Below are 24081 nucleotides of genomic sequence, written 5' to 3'. Positions count from 1 at the left end.
ACAAATATTTTCTGATGTATGGATTGTATCTGTAGATGCAGATGCAAGAACAGGAGCCAGAAGTGATAGTTTATTTCACACACTTCAAGGGCGTGCAGTTATTGTTTTGACGAGAAAATATGGAGATGATACATCAATAACAAAGCTTCATTATTGCGATTATTCACATTGCATGCGAATAAATAAAGAACAATTATTAAATGAGAGTATTGAGAAAATTGTATCGAGATTTGACACATATGATATTGCTAATGATACATTCGCATTTTCTCCAGCAAAGCCATTTAATACGGAAATGTATAAAAAATTTTGGCCTGTTAGTGGAGAAAAAAAACAAGCAGCAATTTTTATTAATCACTGTTCTGGAATAAAGCTTGCACCAACCGCAATGTTTACGCATGTTAAGGCTCCTATGTTAAAAAGACGGAGTCGCGATATAGCTATAAATGGAGCAACAGAGGCAAGTGCATGGTTTGCAAAGCAGGATAAACCACCTAAAATTGAAAAAATAATGGCATTTGAAAATGCATTGAATGAATGCGAGAACAGAAGTGTGATGGATCAGACTCTTGCTGATAATATAAAGCCATATTCATTCCGGCCATTTTTTACATCTAATGTGTTGTTATGGAAAGAATTATTGGTTAAATATAGCCATATCGGAGGTGGAGGAACACGTCTTAGACCGGAAATAATAAGTGCATATAATCATAAAGATACAATTGGATTTGCTATGGCACATGCTCCCAAAGATTTGAATCCTACATTGTCACAGTTTGTTTCATTTTGTTGGTATTATCCAGATAATGATATGTGTACGCGTGGCAACTCTCACATTTATGTGAATCAATATCCAGATAAAAAAAGTGGAAAAATGTTATCCAATATATCTGCTGATATTCTTCATAGGGTTATGATGATGCTTGGAAAGAATGAGCATGAAAGTGCTAGAGATCTGGTGTTTTATATCTACGCAGTATTATGTTCGCAAGTTTATCTCGATGAATTTGAAGGGGCACTTTTTACTGTAAATCAGTCAGATAAGCGAGCAAGAGTCCCTGTTGTAGCTGATAAGGATATTTTTCTTAAAATTGCTCGAATTGGAGAAAAAATTGCCGAATTAGAAAAAGTAGACTATGTTCCGGAGAATATTTTGAACTATGATTATGACCAAATTATGGAAGAAGTGCCGGTGGGATTTGAATTAAAGAATGTTGCACATCCATTTGATGCCGAAAATGAACAATTATTGCTCACGGATGGGAAAGAAACAATAAGAATTAAATGTCCCTTATCATTACAGAGGTTAAATATATCAGGATATGATGTTATAAAGTCAGTATGGTTAAAATTTAATTCTTATGATTTTACTCATTGTGAATTTAATCGGGAGGATATGAAGAAACTTTTAAATTTCCTTAATACAATTGCAACTCATGAGAAAATGGTCAAAAAATTGGATGAGGAGATTGCTCTGGTTCTAGCTGGAGAAGTGAAGTTGATTGAATATCAAAATTGATCTGTAATACTGGAAAGTCACAATGGAAATATGTTCTTTTGTGATTTTCCACATATTATGAGGGAAAGTTATTAAAAAAATATGAGGCAGGATACTTCTGATAAAAAAGTATTTTAAGATAAAGATAGTACACAAATTAATTCGGTGTGTATCATTGGAAAGGATGTAAATATGTATATATCGAAAATAAAAATTAAAAACTACAGATTGCTTATAGATGCTGAATTAGAAGTTGATGCTAAGACTACGTTAATTGTTGGTCGAAATAATACAGCTAAGACATCATGTTTGGCATGTATAGAAAATGTATTGAATGGACGTCCATTTTCCTTTGATGACTATCCGTTGGTTAAAAGAAAAACATTGTATGAAATAATAGCTTCATTTATGTCAAAAGAAATTTCTTTTGAATCGTTATGCGAGCAATTAGAACCAATATCTATAGAGTTCCTTGTAGATTATTCTTTAGAAGATTCAGAGGATAATTTAGGGGCACTGTCGCCTTTTATTATAGATGTGGATATAGATACTACCACTGCATTAATTCGTGTGGAATTTCGCTTAAAGCCAGATGAAAAAGTGTTATGAAAAACTTTGGAAGAAAGCTATTACCAAAATGGTGTTTTTGCACCATCAGATGAGGCCCGGGATGTTATCAGTACTAATTTTTCAAAACTTTTTGAATTAGTAATTTATGCAGTGAATCCTAAAAATCCAAAGGAAACACAGATAAAGAAACATAAAGAATTGGAAGAACTTTTCCCATTTCATATTATTCCGGCAGAACGTCTCCTTGGAGAGGACGGAACACAGAATAGTTCTCTTTCTTCGCTTATTTCAGAATTTTTTGAAATGAATGAAGAAGAACTGGATCCAAATGTTGCAGAAAAAGTCAAGGAGTTGCGTGCTATTGTAGAGAACGCAAATAAAAATGTTCAGAAACAAAGTGATAGCATTTTAAGTTCACTTGTAAATGATTCAGTTGGGTTTGGGTATCCAAATGGAGAAGAACTTCAACTAGGAGTTACTACTCAATTAAGTATTGATGATCAGATAAAAAATCAAACCCAGCTTTCATACACCGCAGGTACAAGTAATGAATGTCTTCCTAGTGCATATAATGGATTGGGATATAAAAATCTAATTAAAATGGAGTTTCTTCTTGCGGCATTTGCGAAGAAGATAGAAAAGTGCGGAAATGCTTGTATACCATTACTTTTTATTGAGGAACCGGAATCTCATATGCATCCACAGATGCAACATGCTTTTGCGGAATATTTAGAAGCGTTCCTTGGAAAAATTACTTCTGTAGGAATTCAGACTCTTTTAACTTCACATTCTGCTCATGTTGCTCCTTCAACCAAAATTGCTTTATCCGCAAAAAACAAATCACATTTGGTTAATGTAAGATATTTCCTAATAAAATCACTATTATCTGGATTCTCCTGTGCAAATGAATTTAAATTTCTATAAATAACGCCTTCTTTTGTTTTTTGCGGATAAAGCAATTTTGGTTGAAGGAGCAACAGAACGGTTATTAATACCTGATATGATAGATAAGTGCGATAAGTCAGGAGATTTTAGTTCACAGAAATATAAATTACCAGCTCAATATTATACTTTAATTGAAATCGGTGGTGCGTATGCTTATAAGTTTATTCCATTTATTGAGTTTTTAGGTATTCCGTGTCTTATACTTACGGATGTAGATTCTGTATTGGGGCAAGAAGGTAAAAATGGACAAATATATTATAGATCTGTTCCGGTTTCGTGTGGTGAAACGACATCTAACGAAACTTTAAAATGGTGGATTCGAAAGAATAAAGGGTTGTCACATGATGATAAAACCAAAATTAATTTGGCAGATATAATATCAATGTCTTCTGACGATAAAACCAGAGGAAAATGTCATATTGAATTCCAAACAAAAGAGAATGAATTATGTGGACATTCTTTAGAAGAAGCTATTCGGAATGTCAATCGTTCACATTATGGATTAAGTGATAGCCCGACTGAAGGTGATCTTGAGTTCTCTGGAAAATGTAAAACAGATTTTGCACTTAAACTCATTTATGAGTGTACTGATTATAACATTCCGGAATACATTAAATCTGGATTAATATGGCTTAATAACCAAAAGGTACTTGAATAAAAAGGATGATGGAGTATGTGTGAAAATTATCATGGTGCAAATTATGAATTAGCAAAAGCTGAGGCTGATAAAGTAGACGAGCAAATTATTGAAGCATTACGAGAGGGGCATAGTTTTCGAGTTGAAGCAGGTGCTGGTTCGGGAAAGACTTATTCGCTTAATAGAGTCATTGAATGGATACAAGAAAATATGTGGTTTAAATATAGCCGAAAAAAGCAAAATGTAGCTTGTATTACATATACGAACGCTGCTGTAGAGGTAATCACAGAAAGATTATCAAAAGATTCATTTATTATTCCATCTACAATTCATTCGTTTGCTTGGAATGCAATCAAACAATATCAAAGTTATCTTGTGGATGTTGTAACAACAGAACCTGATTTTTTAGCAGATGAAGGTGATTTTTTTAAGATTAATGAAGTTACATATACTTTAGGGCACCGGTATAAGGAAAATGGAGTTCAGTACCTTTATCATGATGATGTTCTTAAGCTGTTTTGCAAACTCTTGGATAATGCAAAATTTCGACGTGTATTTTCTGATAAATATCCTTTGATTTTGATTGATGAATATCAAGACTCCTATAAACCACTCATCGAACGCTTTGTTAAATATTTTATTGCAGAAAAGAAATCTCCACAATTTGCTTTTTTTGGAGATGCGTGGCAAACAATTTATCAGTCAAATAAAGCTTGTGGGATTATAGAACATAAAAATTTGGAAGTGATAAAAAAAGGTGCAAATTTTAGATCTTCGCCAAGAATTGTTCAACTTCTGAATGATATACGGCCAGATTTGCCACAAACATCTGCAATAGATAACTTTCAAGGGGAAGTAGTTGTAATCACATGTGAGGATTATGATGGAGAACGTCGTACTGATCGTAATTTTCAAGGCGAATTGCCTCCAGAAGAGTTAAAAATACGTTTAAATAAAATCTCCGAAGAAATAAAACAAAATACAGCGGATACTGATACATTAAAAATTTTAATGATTACACATAAAGTATTGGCTGCACAACAGGGATATGAACGACTTTTAAGTATCATTAACGATGGTTTACGTGACAAGGAAGATCCCTTTCTTTTGTTTTTTATGGATACCGTTGAACCAATCTACCATGCATTAGAAACGTTAAATATGCAGTTGCTTTTTGATACTCTAGGAATTAAGAGATATCCTATTACTAAAAAATCGGAGAAAGAGAAGTGGAAAATTTTTCAAGAGAAATTACGAGAAGCAAGAGAGAAAAGAGCAATTGATGTTATTGAGGTTATAAATGAAACAAAATTAATTCCTTTTCCACCTAAATTGGATGGATGGTATCATTTGTATCATAATGCACCGGGAACAATATATTCATCGAATACGTCAATTCAAGCATTTTTGGAGTTGGATTATACGCAATTCATTTCAGCAATAGAATTTTTATATCCTGAAGCGTTATTTTCCACAGAACATGGAGTCAAAGGAGAAGAATATGACAATGTTATTTTTGTCATTAGTAGGGGCTGGAATATGTACCAGTTTGAAACATATGCACCTATGATAACTGGAAAGGCTTCCATTCCGAGTGGAAAGCAGATTTCTTTTGAACGAAATCGTAATTTGTTTTATGTTTGTTGTTCAAGGCCAAGAAAACGGTTATTTTTCTTTGTGACGATTCCTATAGATCAGACTTTTAAAGAATTTTTAATGGAACTTGTTGGAACAGAAAATTATTATACCTATAGCCAATATATTAAAATGGATGAAGAGTAAACATTGTGCAATATTAAAAGGTCGAAGAAATTAAATGAATAAGGCTCATAGTCACTACATAAAGTAGAGGATTATGAGCCGATTTGGGTTAATACGAACATGTTCGCCATTGTCTCTTGGGTTCAACTTTTCCGCACCCGTCACAGGTCTGTGGCCAGTTGATTTTCCACTCAAAATATTCATCTCTGGTAATCTTACCGGATTTCAATTCTTCTTTTCTGAGAATCCATTCTTTCATAAAATCATTGAGAAGCCCATAATTGAACCACATACCAACAGGTGGATGAGCAGGCCAGTTATCAGAATCGTGATAACGGACAGCGGTATCCTCATTAGAATTGCATTTTTCACCCGGATAGGTTTCTAACTGAAAGAGATTGATAGCTGCCGGGTTAAATTCATCAATCCAGAACAGGATTTCCATAAGTTCAGAAGCATCCATAGTAGTAGGCTCATGCAGTGCCAGTGGATTTACGTCCAGAATCTTAGCCATTTCTGTTACCAGATCCTTACGGGGAACCCTGTAATTCGTTTCGTACTGGGCAAGGCGGTTTGCCCCTTTATCGCCCCAACCGAGGGCAGCACCAAGTTCTGCCTGTGTCATATTCCGGAATGTCCGGATTTTTTTTATTTTATCACCGATTGTCATATCAGATTTCCAACTTTCTTTTTGATAAATCTATTTTACTACCAAAAACATGGAATGTAAACAGAAAGATTCGCATTGAAGCGAATAAAACACTTGACATTCGCATGAATGCGAATTAAAATGACAGTACGATAAAGGTTCGCATGAAAGCGAATGTACAGATGAGGATAAATACATTTTGCAAATTATTGCAAAATGAGGTTGGTAAAATCCTTCTGTCAGGCTTTATTAGTGAGAGGATTTTTTTGAATAGAACAACATTTTGGTGTTTCTAGGCTGTAATAAGTGAAAGGGCATTCAAAAAATCTCTTTTGTACCTTGAAAATTACATGAGCTGTATAATCTGATTCCACAGATGCCATAACCCTGTAAATGATTTTACAGGCGAGCGTCGAAGATACTCCGGAAACGACTGGTAAGTTTGCGAAGAAGCTGCCAGTATTCAGAAATACTCTGATAGAGGTTAGATGTAACGCTGACAACAGGTTATACGAATGGAAGCCAACACGCCGAACAGAATACGCAATGCCATAGTCATAGATAAATTTTGAGAACAAATGCGAAAGGTAAGGTGATGCGGTTGAGAAAATTGCAGGTATAGGACAACTGATACAAAGAATATGTTGGAAAAGAGGTGAGCATCATGGGGAATCAGTCAGTAATAGATTCCAGTGTTGATCTGGAGCAGTTAAAGGACATTGAAGATTTAATTCCTGATATGGATAAAGCTATTTCTGAAAAAGTGGAAACTTTTCTGGATAAATCCGGCGATCAGCCGTATGCTCACTTGAATGAAGGGTATGTGGTGGTCGTGGAGATGACAGGAGAAATGGATGCTACAGATGCGATCAGTGATTATCTGAGAAAAAGGACGGAGCTGATGTATTAAAATGTCTTGCAAAGGTACAGATGTTATGTTAATGTGAGGTCAGGGAAAATGAACGTGATACATGGTTTCTGACTTCACATTCAATGGAATAAGTAAGTTGGGAGCGATGTAAAATGGAACAGATGCAAATGAATATGCCAGATATATACGATGCTGCATTGTATCTTCGATTATCGAAAGATGATATGGAAGAGGGTGATGCGAAGTCAGAGAGCAACAGCATTGCAAATCAGAGAGAGTTACTTCGGAGCTTTGTAAAAAGCCAGCCGGATATTCAGATCTTTGATATATATGTGGATGACGGATACTCAGGAGGAAATTTTGACCGACCTGAGTTTAAACGAATGACAACTGATATAGAAGCTGGAAAAGTAAACTGCGTGATTGTAAAAGACTTATCCAGATTCGGAAGAGAATATATAGAAGCCGGGCGATGGATCGAAAAGACCTACCCGGCTTTAAATGTGCGTTTTATTTCAGTTACAGACCAGTTTGACAGTAAAACAGCAGATTTTTCAGAAAAGTCATTTGTAGTTCCAATCAAAAATTTCGTAAATGAAAGTTATTGTCGGGACATTTCAGGTAAAGTGCGAAGCCACCAGAAAATCAAACGTGAAAAAGGTGAATTTATTGGAGCGTTTGCCCCGTATGGTTACTGCAAAGATCCAGAGAATAAGAATTGTCTGGTGATTGATTCTTATGCATCAGATATTGTAAGAAAAATATTTTCGTGGAAAATTGATGGATTCAGTCTTGGAGCAATCGCAGAAAAACTGAATGTACGTCATGTGCAGTCGCCAAAAGAATATAAAAAGGCAAATGGCGAGAATTACAATTCTGGATTTCACAGCTCAGACACACCGAAATGGTCGGCAGTGCAGATTAAAAGGATTCTGACCAACGAGGTTTACATTGGAAACATGGTGCAGGGCAAGCAGGAACGAATCAGCTATAAGGTAAAGCAACGTCTGGATAAGCCAGAATCAGAGTGGGTGAAAGTAGAAAATACGCATCCGGCAATAATCAGGCAGAATGATTTTGATGTGGTGCAGAAGCTACTTCAGTATGATGGCAGGGCATCGAAAACATCGGACAGTGCAAACTTTTTTTCAGGTTTTGTATTTTGCGGAGATTGCCATACACCGATGATACGCAGGGTAAATCAGTATAAGGGAAAGAAAAAAGCCTTTTATATTTGCCAGACAAAAAATAAAGGTGGAGATTGCACCAGACACAGTATTCCGGAAGAGGTGCTGAAAAGGATTGTATTGAAAGAGATTCAGGCATATACGGCACTTTTCGTAGACTATCAGATGATTATGGAAGAACTTTGTGAAATGAAAGTCAGTTACGATCAGGTAATCGGTTATGATACGCAGATTAGTAAGTTGCAGGAAGAATATAACCGTTATTACAGCCTGAAAGCATCTTTGGGTGATGACTTGAAAGAGGGATTGATCAGCAAAGAGGAGTTCGATGATTTTCGGGAAAGTTACGGAAGAAAATGTGAAGAACTGGAGCAGATGATTGAAAACCAGAAAAAACTGGTAAAGCAAATGTTTGAGGGTGGAGTGTCTGCAACTGTTCAGTTGGAGGACTGGAAGAAATCACTGGAAATCAAAGAACTGGATCGCACATTGCTGGCACTGACTGTAGATAAAATCTATATTTATGAGAACAAGCAAATTAAAATTCACATCCGCTATCAGGATATGATTGAGAAGATGAAAGTCATAAGACGGTTTTATGCGGAACACAGGACAGAGTACAGGAAAGAGGTGGGATAAATGGCAAGAACAGCAAAAAGATATAAGAAAAACACAGAGAAGAAAGTTTCTGGTATTCCGGTATGTATGGCTGCAATTTATGCCAGATTATCCGTAGATAGTGATGAAAAAAAGTCAGAATCTATTGAAACACAGGTTACGCTGATAAAAGAATTCATTCAGAAGCACAATGAAAATCCAGACAGAGAGTATGAGATTGCTGTATATGATATTTATTCTGATTTGGGAAAAACCGGAACAAATTTTGACAGACCGGGATTTGAACGGATGATGAATGATGTCAGGGCAGGTAAAATAAATGGTATTCTGGTAAAGGATTTCTCACGATTTGGAAGAAATTATATCGAAACCGGAAATTATTTGGAAAAGATTCTCCCTTTTATGAAAGTGCGGTTTGTTTCTGTATGTGACAACTATGACTCCTATGCACCGGATGCCAAGAATCAGGAATTATCCATGAATATCAAGAATCTGGTGAATGATGCTTATGCGAAAGACATTTCCGCAAAAGAACGGGCAGCGAAACGTATTGCACAGAAAAATGGTGAGTATGTGGGATCTACAGCTCCATATGGATATTGTGTGGAAAAGATAAATGGAATTTATAAGTTGATGGTGGAACCGGAAGCTGCAAAGATTGTCTGCAGGATTTTTGAAGAATATGCTTCGGGAGATGGCATACAGAGCATTATTGACAGGCTGTTTGAGGATAGGGTACATCGGATTTCAGATTATAACCAATATCATCATGTGTACTGTCAGGACGGAGAGAACCTTCATCAGTGGGGAAATTCTTCGATACGTGCAGTGCTGAACCGGAATAATTATTATGGCGATCTGGTTCAGAGAAAATATGAATCCAGATTTCAAAGAGGTGAAAAATGGTGTGACATATTGGACGAGAGCCAGTGGATTATTACGCCAAATGCCCATGAGCCAATTATTAGCAGAGAATTGTTTGAAAAAGCACAGGTCAGGCTAAAAACAGCACAACAGAAAGCAACAAAAACTACTGCAGGGTGGGAAGATGATGAAAGAGCATTTTACAATGTATTCTATTGTGGTGATTGTAAGCGGAAAATGTGTACACGTAGATACAGAGGCAATGTGTATTACTTTTGCAATGCTGCCTGGTATCGGGATGAAAGAAAATGTAGTCACAAATCTATTTCCGAAGAGAAGCTGCAGAAAATTGTCCGTTCGGAGCTGACCAGACAGTTTCAGTTATCTGGATTGCGGAAAAAGGATATATCTGCTATAAGCAGTGCGGTATTTCTTTCCAAAATCAATGAGATTCAAACGGAGATCAGAAAACTGGATGCAGATATGGAAAGATGTTCAGAAAAACTGGCACAAGCATTTATGAAATATAAAGAGGGTGAACTTTCCAAAGAAGCCTATATAGAAACGAAAGATGACCGTAATAACTGGAAAGAGTTTTGTGAAGAGAGAAAGAAGTCTCTGGAGCAGACCATACGAAAGCTGGAAAAACAGCAGAAAGAAGAAGCCAGATTTTTACGAAGTCTGTTGGAACTGGATGGGACAACCAGAATCAATGCGGAACTTGCGGAGGGCTTGATTGAAAGTATGTATCTGTATGGTGATGGCAGACTGGAAATCAACTTCGGGTTTAAGGGGGCGGTAGAACATGAGTGATCAGAAACTGATTATTGGATATTACCGTCTTTCCATGGAAGATGATTCAGAGGGAGAAAGTAACAGCATTATCAATCAGAGAAAACTGGTAAAAGATTATATTTCCAATATCCCGGAACTGGCTTCTATGCCATTTCAGGAGTTCTACGACGACGGATATTCTGGTTCCAGTATGGAACGTCCGGCAATTAAGCAGGTTCTGGAACTTGCTAGGGAGAATAAAGTGCAGTGTATTGTGGTAAAAGATTTTTCGCGTTTTGCCAGAAACTATATTGAGATGGGAACTTATCTGGAACAGATTTTTCCATTCCTGGGAGTACGATTTATTTCTATCTCAGACCGATATGATTCTAAAGATTATAAAGGAAAGAGTTCCGACATCGAAGTACAGTTTAAAGGACTGATCGCAGATTTTTATGTGAAAGACCAGTCTGTAAAGGTAAAATCGGCAGTCAGTACCAGACGAGGAAAAGGTGAGTATTGCTGTGGATCTGCACCTTATGGGTATCGAATCAATCCTGAAAATAAGAAAGAACTGGTGATTGTAGAGGACGAAGCAGAAGTGATTCGCAGAGTATTTGAACTGACAAATCAGCGGTATTCCAAGATGGAGATTTGTCGGTTATTTAATGAAGAGGGGGTACTGACTCCCTTGCAGTCCATGAGCAGACGACAGAAATCAGACAGCAAGAAAGCTGCATCAAGAGGATTGCAGTGGACGAGTGATATGATACGGAAGATTGTGGATGATAAGACTTATATAGGCTGTATGGTCTATGGAAAGACAAAGATTCCAGAACCAGGGACAGGGAAAGAAGTACCAGTGCCGAGAAATCAGTGGAAAGTGATGGAAAATCACCATGAGCCGATTGTATCAAAAGACATCTTTGAGAAAGCACAGTCCCTGCAGATCAGATACACTAAAAAAAGCAAACTTGACAGGGAGATAACACTATTAGGTGGCTATGTGAAGTGTGGAAATTGTCATAGAAGTCTGACTTCAAGCAGTCCGGTTCATGGTCATATTCTTTATAGCTGTGCTTACAGTAAAGGAAAAGAAGATACAGGGTGTTTTGCCGGGAAAGCGGATAACAAAATGCTAGAGCATATCGTACTGGCAGAAATAAAGGTATATTTACGTCAGAATATCAGTCAGGAACAGATGCAGCAATCTATGAGAAAACAGCATGAGGACAGCATAGAAGCCTATAAGACGGAAAATGCAGATTGTGAAAAACGTCAGGAACAGATAAAGATTCAGAACCGTCAGAACTATGAGAAATATCACGAAGGACAGATGAATCAGAAACAGTTCATGGAATCCAGGAAGCAGTTGGAAGAAGAAAGAGAACGACTGCAGAAACGTGTAGAGGAACTGGAAGAACTGATAAATGGTGAGAAAGAAATCCTGATGAAAAAGAATGTTCCGGTGGAGCAGATGTTGAAGTATTTGGGTTATGAGAAACTGACACGAGAGATGCTGGAAGAATATGTGCAGGGAATATATGTGTATGATGATGGGAGAGTGGAGGTGGAATGGAAATCACTGACTTGATTTGTAGCAATAATGTAACGTCCACTACTACTGAACTTGTAGCAATGACGTTACATCCTCCCTGCTGATTTTGTGACAACAATATAACGTCCTCTGTTCCAAAACAACGGTTTTATGGGAAAAATCGAGGGAAAATAGGTCAAAAAGTTTGTAGCAATGACTTGACATCCTCGGGAAGGTTATGTGTGACAGAGAGCTTGCCATAGATATACTTCTTCTTTTTCCCGAATGGACGTCCGGAATTGGAAATAGGACTTACTGGTCTGGTATGTGCAATTGTCATCAGTCTGTTTTTCCTTTTTTGCGGAAGATTCCATCAGAAGCTTTTGTTGCTTATTCTCAGAAAATCGGCTAAAATGAGTGTAGTCTAACATACGATTTTGGAGCATGGAAATGGATAAAGAAATAAGCAATAAAAAGAAGAAAAGAACATATCTGTTGCGTATCGGGATGATGATATTAACGCTCGTTCTGATTGTATTATTTGTTTTAATGATGGCACTCGTATCCAGGATTCAGGGAACCGGGCGTGTTGTCAATTATGCCGGTCTGGTCAGAGGAAAAACACAGCGAATCATTAAGCTGGAAGATGCCGGAAAACCGCAGGATCAGATGCTGCAGGATGTACAGGATTATATCGATGGTCTTCGGGACGGAAGTGATAAGTTACAACTTGTACGTCTGGAAGATAAGAAGTTTCAGAGTAAGATGAAAGAACTGGACGATTATTTCCAACAGTTAAAAAAAGAAATCCTGATTGTCCGGGAGAAAGGATACGAGCATACACAGATTGTTGAAAAGAGTGAAGAGTTTTTCAAAATATGTGATGAAGCAACCGGATTTGCGGAAGTATATTCAGATAAAAGAACATCAACACTGGATGTATTGGAAAAAATTGTAATTCTTGATATATGTGGTCTGGTACTGCTCCTTGGACTGGAAGTTTTGAAGATGCTGCGTTATGCAGCGCAGAACCGTCTTTTACAGAAAAAGATTTATCTGGATGAGGCAACCGGACTTCCGAATAAAAATAAATGCGAAGAGATTCTGGAAAACAACAAAGAACTTGAAGCGGGAGCACAGATCGCAGTCTGTGTGTTTGATCTGAATAATTTGCGTATGATCAATAACAATCTCGGACATGACAAAGGGGATGCGTATATCCGGTCTTTTGCCGGACAGCTTCGCGCAGCCATGCCGGAGGATGCCTTTGTAGGCCGTGATGGTGGAGATGAATTCCTTGCAGTGCTGACAGGGAAAAATCATACCGAAGTGCAGGAGTGCTTGGCAGGTGTGAGAAAAAGTGTAAAACTGTATTCGCGGCAGCATCCGGAAATGCCGATCAGTTATGCGGCAGGATATGCTTTGTCAGATGATTATGAGCCATGTACGATGCGCATGCTGTTTAAACAGGCGGATAAGAACATGTATGTAGACAAAAACCATGCCAAGGTTCAGGAGAATGAGAGAAAAAGGAAAGAAAGCCTTCAATTGTTGGACCGGATTCGGGAAAAGCATTATGTATTTGCAAACTGTCTATACTGTGACGCAAGGATGGATACTTATCGTATGTTAAGATCCGAAGAAGGATTTTTCCTTGCAGAAGATGGAAGTTATACGGGAGCGGCAGAACAGGTGCTGCGGGAATTTGCAGCAGATGATACAAGAAAGGAAATGCGGAAATGGCTTGAGATTGCTTCAATGGAACAGTTACTTGGCCCTGCGATGGAGAAGACAGAGTTTTTTTATCAACGTAAAGTGGGAGTGGGATATCGTTATGGAAGAATGACGGCACTTTTTGTAAATGATGCGGCAGATGGAAGACTGCATCACTTCATCCTTGGATTTGATGAATTTCACGACAGTGAGAAGATGGGTACAGATGAAAAATTTCAACTGACGAGATATTATGAGCAGATGAAACAGTCCATTCTGGAAAACGGCAATTATGTAGAAGCACTGATGGAAACCGCACAGGCAATTTATGCGGTAGATCTGACCAATGACTGCCTGAAGAGTATTTTCTACCATACCGGAAGACACGAATTTGCGGTAGATGCAAAGACACCGTGTTCCTATGACCTCTATTGTCAGGAACGACAGCAGTATGTTGCAGAAGAGACACTGGAGAATTATCGGATCGTAGATTCGTCTTCCAAGCTGTTGGAACGTTATCTGAATGGCGAAAAACAGGTTACAGTAGAATATCAGGAACGGAATCATACAGGGAAATATGTCTGGATGCAGAAAACAGTTCTTATGTCACTGGACACGTTATTTGACAGTAAAACAGGAAAAAGAAGTACAGTGATCCAGGGAATGATCCTGTTCAAAAATACTTCGCTGTTTCATGCAAAAGAACAGCAGGAGAGAGAACGTCTGCAGGTCGCTTATGAAACTGCAGATTCAGAGAACAAAGCCAAAACAGAATTTATGAACCGTATGAGTCATGATATTCGCACACCGATTAATGGAATTGCCGGAATGATAGATATTATCCAGAAAAACTGGGATGATAAAGAGAAACTGGACGATTGCTTAAGAAAGCTTCGACTTTCTACAGATCATTTACAGGCGTTGGTAAATGATGTACTTGAAGTGAATAAAATCTCATCGGGGAAAATGAAACTTGGTAAAGAACCATTTAATCTGGAAGAACTGATGGATGAAGTAAGTGCACTTCTGGATATCCAGATTAAAGAAAACGGAATTACGCATGAAAAGCACAGAATTGATCTCAGGCATGTAAAATTGATTGGAAGTCCGCTGCATTTACGTCAGATTTTAATTAATCTTTTGAGTAATTCGATCAAATATAATAAAGAAAACGGACATATTGACACGTATGTACAAGAAGTGAAATATAATGATACACATGCATTGTATGAATTTAAGATTGTCGATACCGGTATCGGTATGAGTAAAGAATTTATTGCAAATCAGATTTATAAGCCATTTACACAGGAAAAGACAGATGCGCGTACACAGTATAAAGGAACAGGCCTTGGAATGTCGATCGTGCGTGGACTGATTGATAAGATGCATGGAAGTATTAAAGTAAAAAGTGTGCTTGGTGAAGGCTCTGTATTTATTGTACAGATTCCATTTGAACTGGATACTGCCGAATATGAGACAGACATATCAGAAAAAGAAAAAACGGATAAATCACTTAAAGGATTGCATGTTTTACTGGTAGAAGATAATGATATCAACATGGAAGTTGCACAGTTCTATCTGGAAGATGCCGGGGCAACGGTAGAAAAAGCATGGAACGGACAGGAAGCAGTTGATATGGTGAGTAAAAACTGTAACTATGATGTGATCTTAATGGATCTGATGATGCCGGTGATGGACGGTATGGAAGCAGCGAGAAGAATCAGGAAGCTGGAAACTGACCATGCAAAAAATGTCCCAATTCTGGCAATGACTGCACAAAGTGCCTCAGACAGCGAACAGATGTGTAAGGATGCGGGAATGAACGGATATGTGGCGAAGCCGGTGGCTGCAAAGCTATTGACAATAGAAATCAGAAAGGCAATGCAGTGCTGATTTTACATAAAATTTTCCTGGATTTACGAATATATCGATAGATAGAATCGGAAAAATAAGGTACTATTTTGCTTTATAAAGGAGTAAAATCATGACAAAAAAGAAGAAAAAAAGTGTAAAAAAAGACAGGCAGGAAAAAAGACTGCAATGTCTGTCTGAAAAAGAACAACAGAAGATAGATGATATTGCGGAATGTCTGGCTGAAACAGAATATCAAATTAAATGCCAGTGTGCGATAGATATTCTTATAGCGAAACTACAGATGATTAATACAGAATTATCCAAACAAAAAGGAAGAACGGTTGTGAATCAGATCAGCAGCCGGAAGAAGAGTGCAGAAAGTATTTACGCAAAACTGGTACGAAAAGGCTATAAGACAGATTTCCAGACGGCAGCGGAGAAATTGAATGACCTTGTAGGTGTTCGCGTGGTCTGCCCGTTTGAAGATGAAGTATATGAAGTCGCAAATATATTAAAAGCGCAGGGAGATGTAGAAGTTCTTAAGGAGAAGGACTACATCAAGGTACCGAAAAAGAATGGTTATAAGAGTCTGCATATTACGTTGGAAATCCCGATTTATTTTGCAAAAGGTTCTCAGAAGCAGAAAGTAGAAGTGCAGTTTCGGACAGTTGCGATGGATTACTGGTCTGTGTTGGATTATCAGTTGTTTTATAAGAAGCAGCTGGACGGCAGCGATGAAGTGGCAGCAGAATTAAAGAAATATGCAGAGGATATTGCAAAACTGGACGCCCGGATGTTAAAACTCCGAGACAAGATTGAGAAGATATAAAGTTATAAATGGCACAGGAGTTTACTGAAGTACCTGTGCCATATCATCAGGAAGCGGTGCGGTAAATTCCATTGTCTCACCGGTGATCGGATGTGTAAAAGACAATTTGTGAGAATGAAGAGCCTGTCTTGTAATATGTTCTATGTCGGGATTATACAGATAATCGCCAATGAGTGGAAAACCAAGGTAGCGCATGTGGATCCGGATTTGATGGGTGCGGCCTGTCTCCAGACGGAGGGAGACAAGGCTGTGCCCGTTTTTTTCATCCATGACATGGTAGTGTGTGATCGCTTTTTCTCCATTTTCAAAATCTACCGTCCGTTCAATGATTGTTCCGGGCTTGCGGCCAAGAGGCGCATTGATCGTGCCTTCGGACGGTGTGACAGAACCTTTGCAGATAGCGAGGTATTCCCGGTGGATACGCCGCTCCTTTACCATAGTGGATAAAATGCTTCCGCTCACCAGATGCTTGGCGACAACTGTCAGCCCGGAAGTATCCCGGTCTAAGCGGTTGCAGCAACGGAAAATAAAAGGTTTTCCCTGTTCCTGATAGTACCATGCAAGCGCATTTGCCATCGATTCGGTGTAATGATTCAAAGACGGATGGATCGGCATACCGGCGGCTTTATTTATAACAACGATATCTTCATCTTCATAGACAATATCAAGTGGATGATAAACCGGTGGGATCTTTTCCGAACAGGCAGTTTCGCAGATCTTGATAACGAGATCATCACCGGTTTTTAATGTCTGGCGCATATAATAATGTTTTCCGTTTACAAGTACGCTTTTGGGCATACGCTTGATCTCGGCAAGATTCTGACCGGAATAACCTTTGCGGCGTAAAAACTGCTCCACGCGGAGTCCGTTTTGCTCTTCTGTTATTTTATATTCAATCGTTCGATTCATTGCATTTCTCCTGAAAATTCATTATCATAATAACGGAACATTGGTATCATACCATAAGATAAAACGGACACTCAAGAGGAGAGGACGAAAATGACAGGATTAAGTACACTATGTTATATAGAAAAAGACGGAAAATATCTGATGCTTCACAGAACGGTGAAGAAAAATGATGTAAATAAAGATAAATGGATCGGAGTCGGAGGACATTTTGAAGTGGATGAAAGTCCGGAAGAGTGTCTTCTTCGCGAAGTAAAAGAAGAGACCGGCTATACGCTGACATCTTATCAGTACCGCGGAATCGTGACCTTTGTATCCGGTGGCGGTGTGACAGAATATATGTCTTTATTTACTGCGGACGGATTTGAAGGAGAACCGATTTCATGCGATGAAGGCGAACTGGAATGGGTGGATATCGAAGAAGTATGGCATCTGAATATCTGGGAGGGAGATAAGATCTTCTTCCGTCTGTTGGATGAACAGAAAGAATTTTTCTCTTTGAAATTGACCTATGACGGTGGAGACAAGCTGGTTGCAGCAGCATTGAATGGAAAGCCTATGGAGCTTTTCGATGTACTGGATGAAAATGGAAATAAAACCGGCATAACAAAAGAGCGTGGTGTGGTGCATAGAGAAGGAAGTCCGCATGCAACGGTCCATATGTGGATTGTCCGTGAAAAAGAGACAGAACATGGCAGAGATTATGATGTCCTGCTTCAAAAGCGGAGTGCCTGCAAAGATTCCAATCCGCGGTGTTACGATATATCTTCCGCAGGACATGTGGAGGCAGGCGCAGAGCTTCTGGAATCCGCAATCCGTGAAATGGGTGAAGAACTGGGACTTGCTGTCACGGCAGAAGATCTTCATTATGTCGGGGTTCACAATGCGGCATTTGAAGCGGAGTTTTACGGCCGCATGTTCCGTGATAAAGAATTCAGCAGTGTCTATGTCTATACAAAGCCGGTAGATATCGCGGATCTTAAATTACAGGAGTCAGAAGTTGAATCCGTAAAATGGATGGACTATGAAGAATGCCTGAAGGGTGTGCAGGACGGAAGCCTGCCGAACTGTATTTATGAAGATGAGTTTCGGATGGTGCGGGAGTACCTGGAGAAGCATATGTAGAAGTTGAAGGAATCGGTGACTGCTGGGGATTGCAGGAAGTGATGATATTTTAAACTACAAGTTTAATGAGCAACCCTTGACTTTTCAGCGGCATCTCCCTATAATGATATCCAGACGAAAGACGTCTGCACACCAGTAGTCTACATATAAGGGCTTGTACTGGTTTCGACGGGGGTCTGGAAGTTGGAGAAGCCATCCGTAGCGGGACACTACGTTAAAAGTTCCAACTAAATATAAACGCAGACGAAAATTTAGCGTACGCAGCCTAATTAGGCGGCAGTCGGCCCGGAATCATCCGCTGTTCCGGTAACCGGCTTCAAACAGGCGGAGCACTTCGTTTCCAAAGCTTTGCGGAGATGGAAGAACTTATGAAGCTACTAAAACGGATAACCTGTCATTAGGTGATTCGCGGAGGGAATGTCAGAATAATGACTGTGATGGGAGATGCTCTGATGGATGGGCTTTCGGACGCGGGTTCAACTCCCGCCAGGTCCATTTTAACGGAACAGGATAACGGCATTGTGTAGTGATGAATCATTATACAGTGCCGTTACTTTTTAGGTAATAAAAAACTTTGTTTCCATTAAGTATTCCAAATCCATTAAAATCATATATAATAGACAGTAGTTTGAAAGATTGATTGGAGGCCATGAATATGAATGAAATAATAAAAGCAATGGAAGAACGCCGCAGTATCCGCAAATTCAAACCGGACATGCCGGCAAAGCAGGATCTGGAGCAGATCATTGAAGCAGGTCTGTATGCAGCAAATGGCATGGGACAGCAGGCAACGATTACAATCGCTGTGACAAATAAAGAACTTCGCGATGAATTATCTGAGATCAACCGTAAGATCGGTGGCTGGGATGAAGGCTTTGATCCATTTTACGGTGCACCGGCGATTTTGCTTGTGTTAGCAAATAAGGAGAGATCCACTTACGTTTACGATGGAAGTCTTGTTATGGGAAATATGATGCTTGCCGCACATACACTGGGACTTGGAAGCATCTGGATCCACCGTGCAAAAGAAGAATTTGAGATGACGGAATACAAGCAATTATTGAAGAAATTAGGAATCGAAGGCGAATGGGAAGGAATTGCCCACTGTGCTGTCGGATATACAGACGGAGAACTGCCGCAGGCAGCCGACAGAAAAGAAGGAAGAGTATTCTGGATTGAGTAAAAAGGAACAGCGTTACACAATCAGAGAAAACAATATGCAAATCAGACAGTTGAAAGGAAGGACAGAAGAATGGCAGATATAGCAGATATTTATACAGCGGCAGCAGACCGCTATGAGAAGATGACATATAACCGTGTTGGGAGAAGCGGACTTAAGTTCCCGGCTGTGTCACTCGGATTGTGGCATAATTTCGGCTCAAAAGATAACTATGATAATATGAAAGCAATGTGCAGAACCGCATTTGACAATGGAATTACACAGTTTGATGTGGCAAATAATTATGGTCCGGTGTATGGAAGTGCCGAGAAGAGTCTTGGAAGGATTTTAAAAGACGATTTTATGCCATACCGGGACGAGCTGGTCATTGCAACGAAAGCAGGATATGATATGTGGGATGGTCCTTATGGGGACGGCGGCAGCAGAAAATATCTGATGGCAAGTCTCGATCAGAGTCTGAAGCGGTTAGGATTGGATTATGTAGATGTATTTTATCATCACAGAATGGATCCGAATACACCACTGGAAGAGACGATGGATGCTCTTACCGATATTGTGCGCAGTGGAAAAGCACTGTATGCAGGCGTATCAAATTATAACGAAGAATATACAAAACGGGCGGTAGAGTTGCTGCGTGAAAGACATTGTCCGTTTATCGTAAATCAGCGCCGCTATTCAATTTATGACCGGACGATTGAAGAGGATGGTGTAAAAGACTGTTGCAGGGAAAACGGTGTTGGAATTATTGCGTTCAGTCCACTGGCGCAGGGGTGTCTGACAGATAAATACTTGCATGGAATTCCAGAAGACAGCCGCGCAGCGAGAGATCCGCGATTTTTACACAAATCCGATATTACAGCGGAACTGGTAAAGAAAACAACAGCGTTGAATGAAATCGCAAAGCTTCGTGGACAGTCACTGGCGCAAATGGCGCTTGCGTGGATTTTAAAAGATGGAGACGTATGTTCCGTATTGATCGGAGCATCCAGACCGGAACAGATCCTGGATAATATTGCAGCATTGCAAAATATATCATTTACAAAAGAAGAACTGGATGCGATTGATCGGATCAGCAAAGCATAAAGATGATGCGGAGGAAAAGGAAAGAGCCATTAAAAGTTAAAAATATGTAACAAATGCTACGAAAATATTTTCAAAATATAGTATAATAATAACTGAAAAACAGAAAAACTAACTTTAAGAAGAATAGAAGAAAGGACGATAGATATGGCAGTGATTCATGTGACAAATGATACTTTTGAACAGGAAGTATTACAGGCAAAAGAACCGGTACTGGTTGATTTCTGGGCAACCTGGTGTGGACCGTGCCAGATGGTGGGACCGATCATAGAAGAGATTGCAGAGGAAAGAACAGATATTAAAGTGTGCAAGATTGATGTGGATGAGAACCCAGAGATTGCAAGACAATACAAGGTATTTTCCATTCCGATGCTGTTTGTATTCAAGAATGGAGAAGTGGCAGCCAGAACCGTAGGCGCACAGTCAAAAGAAGCTATTTTAGAGATGCTTTAGAATAATAAAAATAAGAGGCAGGAAATATGTAGTGGGTGCTTCCTCAAAGGTGCGTAATATTTCCTGTCTCTTATTTTATTTCATCCAAGAATTTTCCGGTTTTTGTATTTAAATAGTAGAGCTGGATCCTACAGATTTAACAAAAGAACAGCTGAAAGAAATTATAGAAGATTTTGCAAATGCAGCGGAGCGGGCAAAACGTTGCGGATTTGACAGTCTGGTTGTGCATAGAGCGCATGGACAGCTTCCGGGGTGCTTTTTATCTAAAGTGATTAATCGAAGAACAGATGAATATAGTGCGGATACAATTGAAAATGCATCAAGATTTACAAAAGAACTTTTAGCAGCAATTCGAAAAAAAATAGGAAATACAATGGCAATTGAATATCGAATCAATGCAAGTGATATGGTAGAAGGCTCACCGTCATTGGATGATGAGATTGCATTTGCCCGGGAAATTGAAGATAAAATTGATTTGCTGCATGTATCGAGAGGCCTGCATGCAATGCAGAATCTTGCACCATATATGAATCAGCCATTACACTATCCGCATGGAATCAATCTGGAAGATGCAGCTAAAATGAAAGAAAAATTACAAATTCGTATTCCGGTCATTCCGTTATTTAATCATGATGAAGAAAATATCAGAAAGACGGCAGAATTTTGTAAAGAATTAGGAGATGCAGTTACAATGATTCAATTATTGCCGTACCATAATCTTGGAGTAATGAAATATCTTCGCATCAGTGATAAACCGGTGGCTGAGGCGACTCCGCCGAGTGAAGAATACATGCAGAAGTTGAAAGGTATTATGGAAGAGTATGGACTAAATGTTTCCATTCATTAAAAAAGAAGATTATAAAGGAGAAGATACCGTGGTGTGCTGTATATCAGTGCAGAACAGTATCTTCTTTTTTTGTAATGGTGGTTTATTTGTGCTAGAATAGAAACGACTAGTTACAAGGAGAAAATCAATGAGAGAAGAGAAGATGAAATATGAACGGCTCAGTAAACGTGCGCTGGGGTGCATGTATGTGTCGACCGTGATCTTAAGTGTTATTCTGCTGGCAGCGATCATCTGCGTAAATGCATTCTGGCTCAGTCCAAAAGATATCCGGATTGGCGAGATAATATCCTTGGTGCTCGTTGTTCTGATCATTCTGAACTGTGTGATCAGCCCGTATTTCCGATACCGGAGATATGGTTATCACATAGATGAAGAATGTATAGATACGGTCGAAGGGTATCTTTTCATAGAGCGCAATATTGTTCCGATGGAACGGTTACATAAACTGCAGGTGGAGAGAGGCCCGGTTGCCAGAGCTTTCGGCGTGGCAAATGTAGTTGTGACAACAGCAGGTGGAGATGTAGAGATCAATCTTCTGGAAGATGAAAAAGCGGAACAAATCGCAGAGAATTTACAGAAGCGGATCAATCAGATCGCAGCGGAGGAAAAACATGGAAACGACAGAAACGAAATTTAGAAACCATATCTCCATTGTGATTGAACGATTTGGAACTATATTTATAGGAATCGTGATTGTACTTGCAGGATCGGCACTGGATGACCTGAAAGAAATTGTAAAGCATATGGATAATCTGAAAGAATATCTGGCAGATGAGTTTGCGGGAGCCAGTCTGTTTCTTGTATTGTTCCTGATTGCTTTATTCTGGCAGCTCCGCCGTTGGGCGAAAACTTATATTTCTATCCAGGGGCAGGCAATCGTGATTGAGAAAAATACATGGAACCGCAAGGTGCAGACGATCGGCATCAAGCATATTTCCAATGTCAATCTCTCACAGAATATTCTGGAAATGATGCTTGGCACATGCACTGTGAAACTGGATACAGACAGTTTCTCAACGGCAGATGATACAGACGTAAAACTAGTGCTGAAAAAAGAAAAAGCAGAGTGGTTCCGTCAGACGGTTTTTGCGATTATGGAGTCGGAAGGTAACCGTTCCGGGGCAGAAGTTTATGCGCAGGATGCGAATCATCAGACAGAAAGTGGCGCGTACAAAGAAACTGCCGGGATAACAGATGAGGAAAACGGTAAAAACATCACAGAGACAACGGTGACAGCAAATGTAAATGATATGATCTGGCATGGAGTGTTTGCGATTAATTTATTTGCTGTTTTGCTTGCAGTTGGAGGAATCGGAGGCTCCGTATCAAAATTGCTTTCTGGCATACAGGAAGGAATTTCAGGACAAAATATTCTGGAAATAATATCAGGTTGGGCGGTAGCATTTTTTATCGGCGCAACAGCAGTCTGGGATACGGTGAAGGATTTTATTAAGTATTATCAGTATCAGGTTACACGAAAAAGTGATAAGATCTATATTTCTTACGGACTTTTAAAGAAAGTAAGCTATGTAATTCCGGTAAAGCGGATTCATGGTGTAACGGTGAGACAGACATGGATTGCAAGGATTTTTAAGAGATACCGGGTGGAACTTATCAATGTCGGAATGGGAGATGACGATGAAGAAAAGGACGCCTTTTTCCTTTTGTATCAGAGTCATGCAGACGTGATTGAAAAAATGCAGAAACTTCTGCCGGAATTTGCAGAAGCAATGAAACTTCCGCTGCAGAGACAGAAGAAGTCGGTTATCTTTCTTAAGGCAATCCCGGCAGTGATCTGGGCAGTTGCATTATTTGTGGCAGATCGGTTTGCGAAAGAAATCATAGGATCCCATTTTCTGTGGATTAATCTGGCGTGTGTCTGTGGATGGCTGGTTGTATTGGTGATGCTTGCGGGCGGCTATGTTACGGATGCATTTGCCTGTGATAAGAAGAGTCTGGCCGTATCAAGCGGTGTATTTGGTCGAGAAACCACATACATGCATTATCCGCAGATCCAGTATTTTTCATTTAATCAGAATATAGTGGCAAAGAAACTGCGTGTTGTGAAGGGAAATGCATATCTTCTTGCGTCGGCATCGGATTCCAGACATGATCTTCCGTATATGCCAGAAGAGGCTGTGGAAGAATTGAAAGAATATTTTTTGAAAAAGATGGTCTTGTAA

20 protein-coding genes and 1 other RNA gene are annotated in these 24081 nt (G+C 39.2%); 19 read left to right on the top strand and 2 right to left on the bottom strand.

What is annotated here, in order from left to right:
* The 5 genes from H8S07_RS08175 to H8S07_RS08165 form a co-directional block, all read left to right on the top strand.
* Nucleotides 1–1519, top strand: a 1519-nt coding sequence (locus tag H8S07_RS08175; RefSeq protein ID WP_186855826.1) for a type ISP restriction/modification enzyme, incomplete at its 5' end; no start/stop codon positions are given.
* Nucleotides 1520–1690: 171 nt separating this feature from the next.
* Nucleotides 1691–2107, top strand: a complete 417-nt coding sequence (locus H8S07_RS14450; RefSeq protein WP_243175993.1) for an AAA family ATPase — start codon at nucleotides 1691–1693, stop codon at nucleotides 2105–2107.
* A gap of 6 nt (nucleotides 2108–2113) precedes the next feature.
* Nucleotides 2114–2992, top strand: a complete 879-nt coding sequence (locus tag H8S07_RS14445) for an ATP-dependent nuclease (protein ID WP_243175992.1) — start codon at nucleotides 2114–2116, stop codon at nucleotides 2990–2992.
* A 37-nt stretch (nucleotides 2993–3029) separates the two neighbouring features.
* Nucleotides 3030–3671: an ATP-dependent endonuclease gene (locus H8S07_RS14440; protein ID WP_243175991.1), complete on the top strand. Its 642-nt coding sequence runs from the start codon at nucleotides 3030–3032 to the stop codon at nucleotides 3669–3671.
* A gap of 15 nt (nucleotides 3672–3686) precedes the next feature.
* A complete protein-coding gene (locus H8S07_RS08165) occupies nucleotides 3687–5432 on the top strand; it encodes a UvrD-helicase domain-containing protein (protein ID WP_186855825.1) in 1746 nt (581 codons plus the stop codon).
* An 88-nt stretch (nucleotides 5433–5520) separates the two neighbouring features.
* Here H8S07_RS08165 and H8S07_RS08160 read toward each other — a convergent pair whose 3' ends face one another.
* Nucleotides 5521–6081 carry a helix-turn-helix domain-containing protein gene (locus H8S07_RS08160; RefSeq protein ID WP_118251804.1) on the bottom strand — a complete coding sequence of 187 codons (561 nt, stop codon included), beginning with the start codon at nucleotides 6079–6081 and terminating at the stop codon, nucleotides 5521–5523.
* Between the two features lie 643 nt (nucleotides 6082–6724).
* On the opposite strand from H8S07_RS08160, the gene H8S07_RS08155 reads away from it, so the two are divergent.
* From H8S07_RS08155 to H8S07_RS08130, 6 genes are all read left to right on the top strand, one after another.
* The gene (locus tag H8S07_RS08155) at nucleotides 6725–6970 is read left to right on the top strand and encodes a DUF6870 family protein (protein ID WP_118251799.1); all 246 of its coding nucleotides are present in this window, start codon (nucleotides 6725–6727) and stop codon (nucleotides 6968–6970) included.
* A 113-nt stretch (nucleotides 6971–7083) separates the two neighbouring features.
* Complete coding sequence (locus tag H8S07_RS08150) at nucleotides 7084–8757, top strand: recombinase family protein (RefSeq protein ID WP_118251794.1); 1674 nt, start codon at nucleotides 7084–7086, stop codon at nucleotides 8755–8757.
* Complete coding sequence (locus H8S07_RS08145) at nucleotides 8758–10413, top strand: recombinase family protein (RefSeq protein ID WP_118721543.1); 1656 nt, start codon at nucleotides 8758–8760, stop codon at nucleotides 10411–10413.
* Nucleotides 10406–11968, top strand: coding sequence for a recombinase family protein (locus H8S07_RS08140; RefSeq protein WP_118721544.1), 1563 nt, complete (start codon nucleotides 10406–10408; stop codon nucleotides 11966–11968). Before H8S07_RS08145 ends, H8S07_RS08140 begins: the two co-directional genes overlap by 8 nt.
* A gap of 393 nt (nucleotides 11969–12361) precedes the next feature.
* Complete coding sequence (locus H8S07_RS08135) at nucleotides 12362–15517, top strand: response regulator (RefSeq protein WP_243175990.1); 3156 nt, start codon at nucleotides 12362–12364, stop codon at nucleotides 15515–15517.
* Nucleotides 15518–15608: 91 nt separating this feature from the next.
* Entirely contained in the window at nucleotides 15609–16307 is a 699-nt protein-coding gene (locus tag H8S07_RS08130; protein ID WP_021860891.1) for a GTP pyrophosphokinase, read from the top strand.
* A 21-nt stretch (nucleotides 16308–16328) separates the two neighbouring features.
* Here H8S07_RS08130 and H8S07_RS08125 read toward each other — a convergent pair whose 3' ends face one another.
* Nucleotides 16329–17216, bottom strand: a complete 888-nt coding sequence (locus tag H8S07_RS08125) for an RluA family pseudouridine synthase (RefSeq protein ID WP_186855823.1) — start codon at nucleotides 17214–17216, stop codon at nucleotides 16329–16331.
* 90 nt (nucleotides 17217–17306) lie between these two features.
* Between H8S07_RS08125 and H8S07_RS08120 the strand changes: the two genes are divergently transcribed.
* The 8 genes from H8S07_RS08120 (at nucleotide 17307) to H8S07_RS08085 (ending at nucleotide 24081) form a co-directional block, all read left to right on the top strand.
* Nucleotides 17307–18338: an NUDIX domain-containing protein gene (locus H8S07_RS08120; protein ID WP_186855822.1), complete on the top strand. Its 1032-nt coding sequence runs from the start codon at nucleotides 17307–17309 to the stop codon at nucleotides 18336–18338.
* Between the two features lie 150 nt (nucleotides 18339–18488).
* Nucleotides 18489–18836: a transfer-messenger RNA gene (gene ssrA / locus H8S07_RS08115) on the top strand.
* 157 nt (nucleotides 18837–18993) lie between these two features.
* On the top strand, nucleotides 18994–19521 hold the full coding sequence (locus H8S07_RS08110; protein WP_186855821.1) for a nitroreductase: 528 nt from the start codon (nucleotides 18994–18996) through the stop codon (nucleotides 19519–19521).
* A 69-nt stretch (nucleotides 19522–19590) separates the two neighbouring features.
* On the top strand, nucleotides 19591–20601 hold the full coding sequence (locus tag H8S07_RS08105) for an aldo/keto reductase (protein WP_186855820.1): 1011 nt from the start codon (nucleotides 19591–19593) through the stop codon (nucleotides 20599–20601).
* A gap of 144 nt (nucleotides 20602–20745) precedes the next feature.
* Nucleotides 20746–21051: a thioredoxin gene (gene trxA, locus H8S07_RS08100; protein WP_021860886.1), complete on the top strand. Its 306-nt coding sequence runs from the start codon at nucleotides 20746–20748 to the stop codon at nucleotides 21049–21051.
* A gap of 112 nt (nucleotides 21052–21163) precedes the next feature.
* Nucleotides 21164–21898 (top strand): oxidoreductase, encoded by a 735-nt coding sequence (locus H8S07_RS08095; protein WP_118659578.1) that lies wholly within the window; start codon nucleotides 21164–21166, stop codon nucleotides 21896–21898.
* Between the two features lie 127 nt (nucleotides 21899–22025).
* A complete protein-coding gene (locus tag H8S07_RS08090; RefSeq protein WP_021860882.1) occupies nucleotides 22026–22535 on the top strand; it encodes a PH domain-containing protein in 510 nt (169 codons plus the stop codon).
* Nucleotides 22510–24081 (top strand): PH domain-containing protein, encoded by a 1572-nt coding sequence (locus H8S07_RS08085; protein WP_186855819.1) that lies wholly within the window; start codon nucleotides 22510–22512, stop codon nucleotides 24079–24081. Before H8S07_RS08090 ends, H8S07_RS08085 begins: the two co-directional genes overlap by 26 nt.

The organism is Dorea hominis, from assembly GCF_014287705.1.
Classification (GTDB): domain Bacteria; phylum Bacillota; class Clostridia; order Lachnospirales; family Lachnospiraceae; genus Dorea_D; species Dorea_D hominis.
The sequence above is the reverse complement of the archived record's forward strand: the minus strand, read 5'-3'. Positions and strand labels throughout refer to the sequence as shown.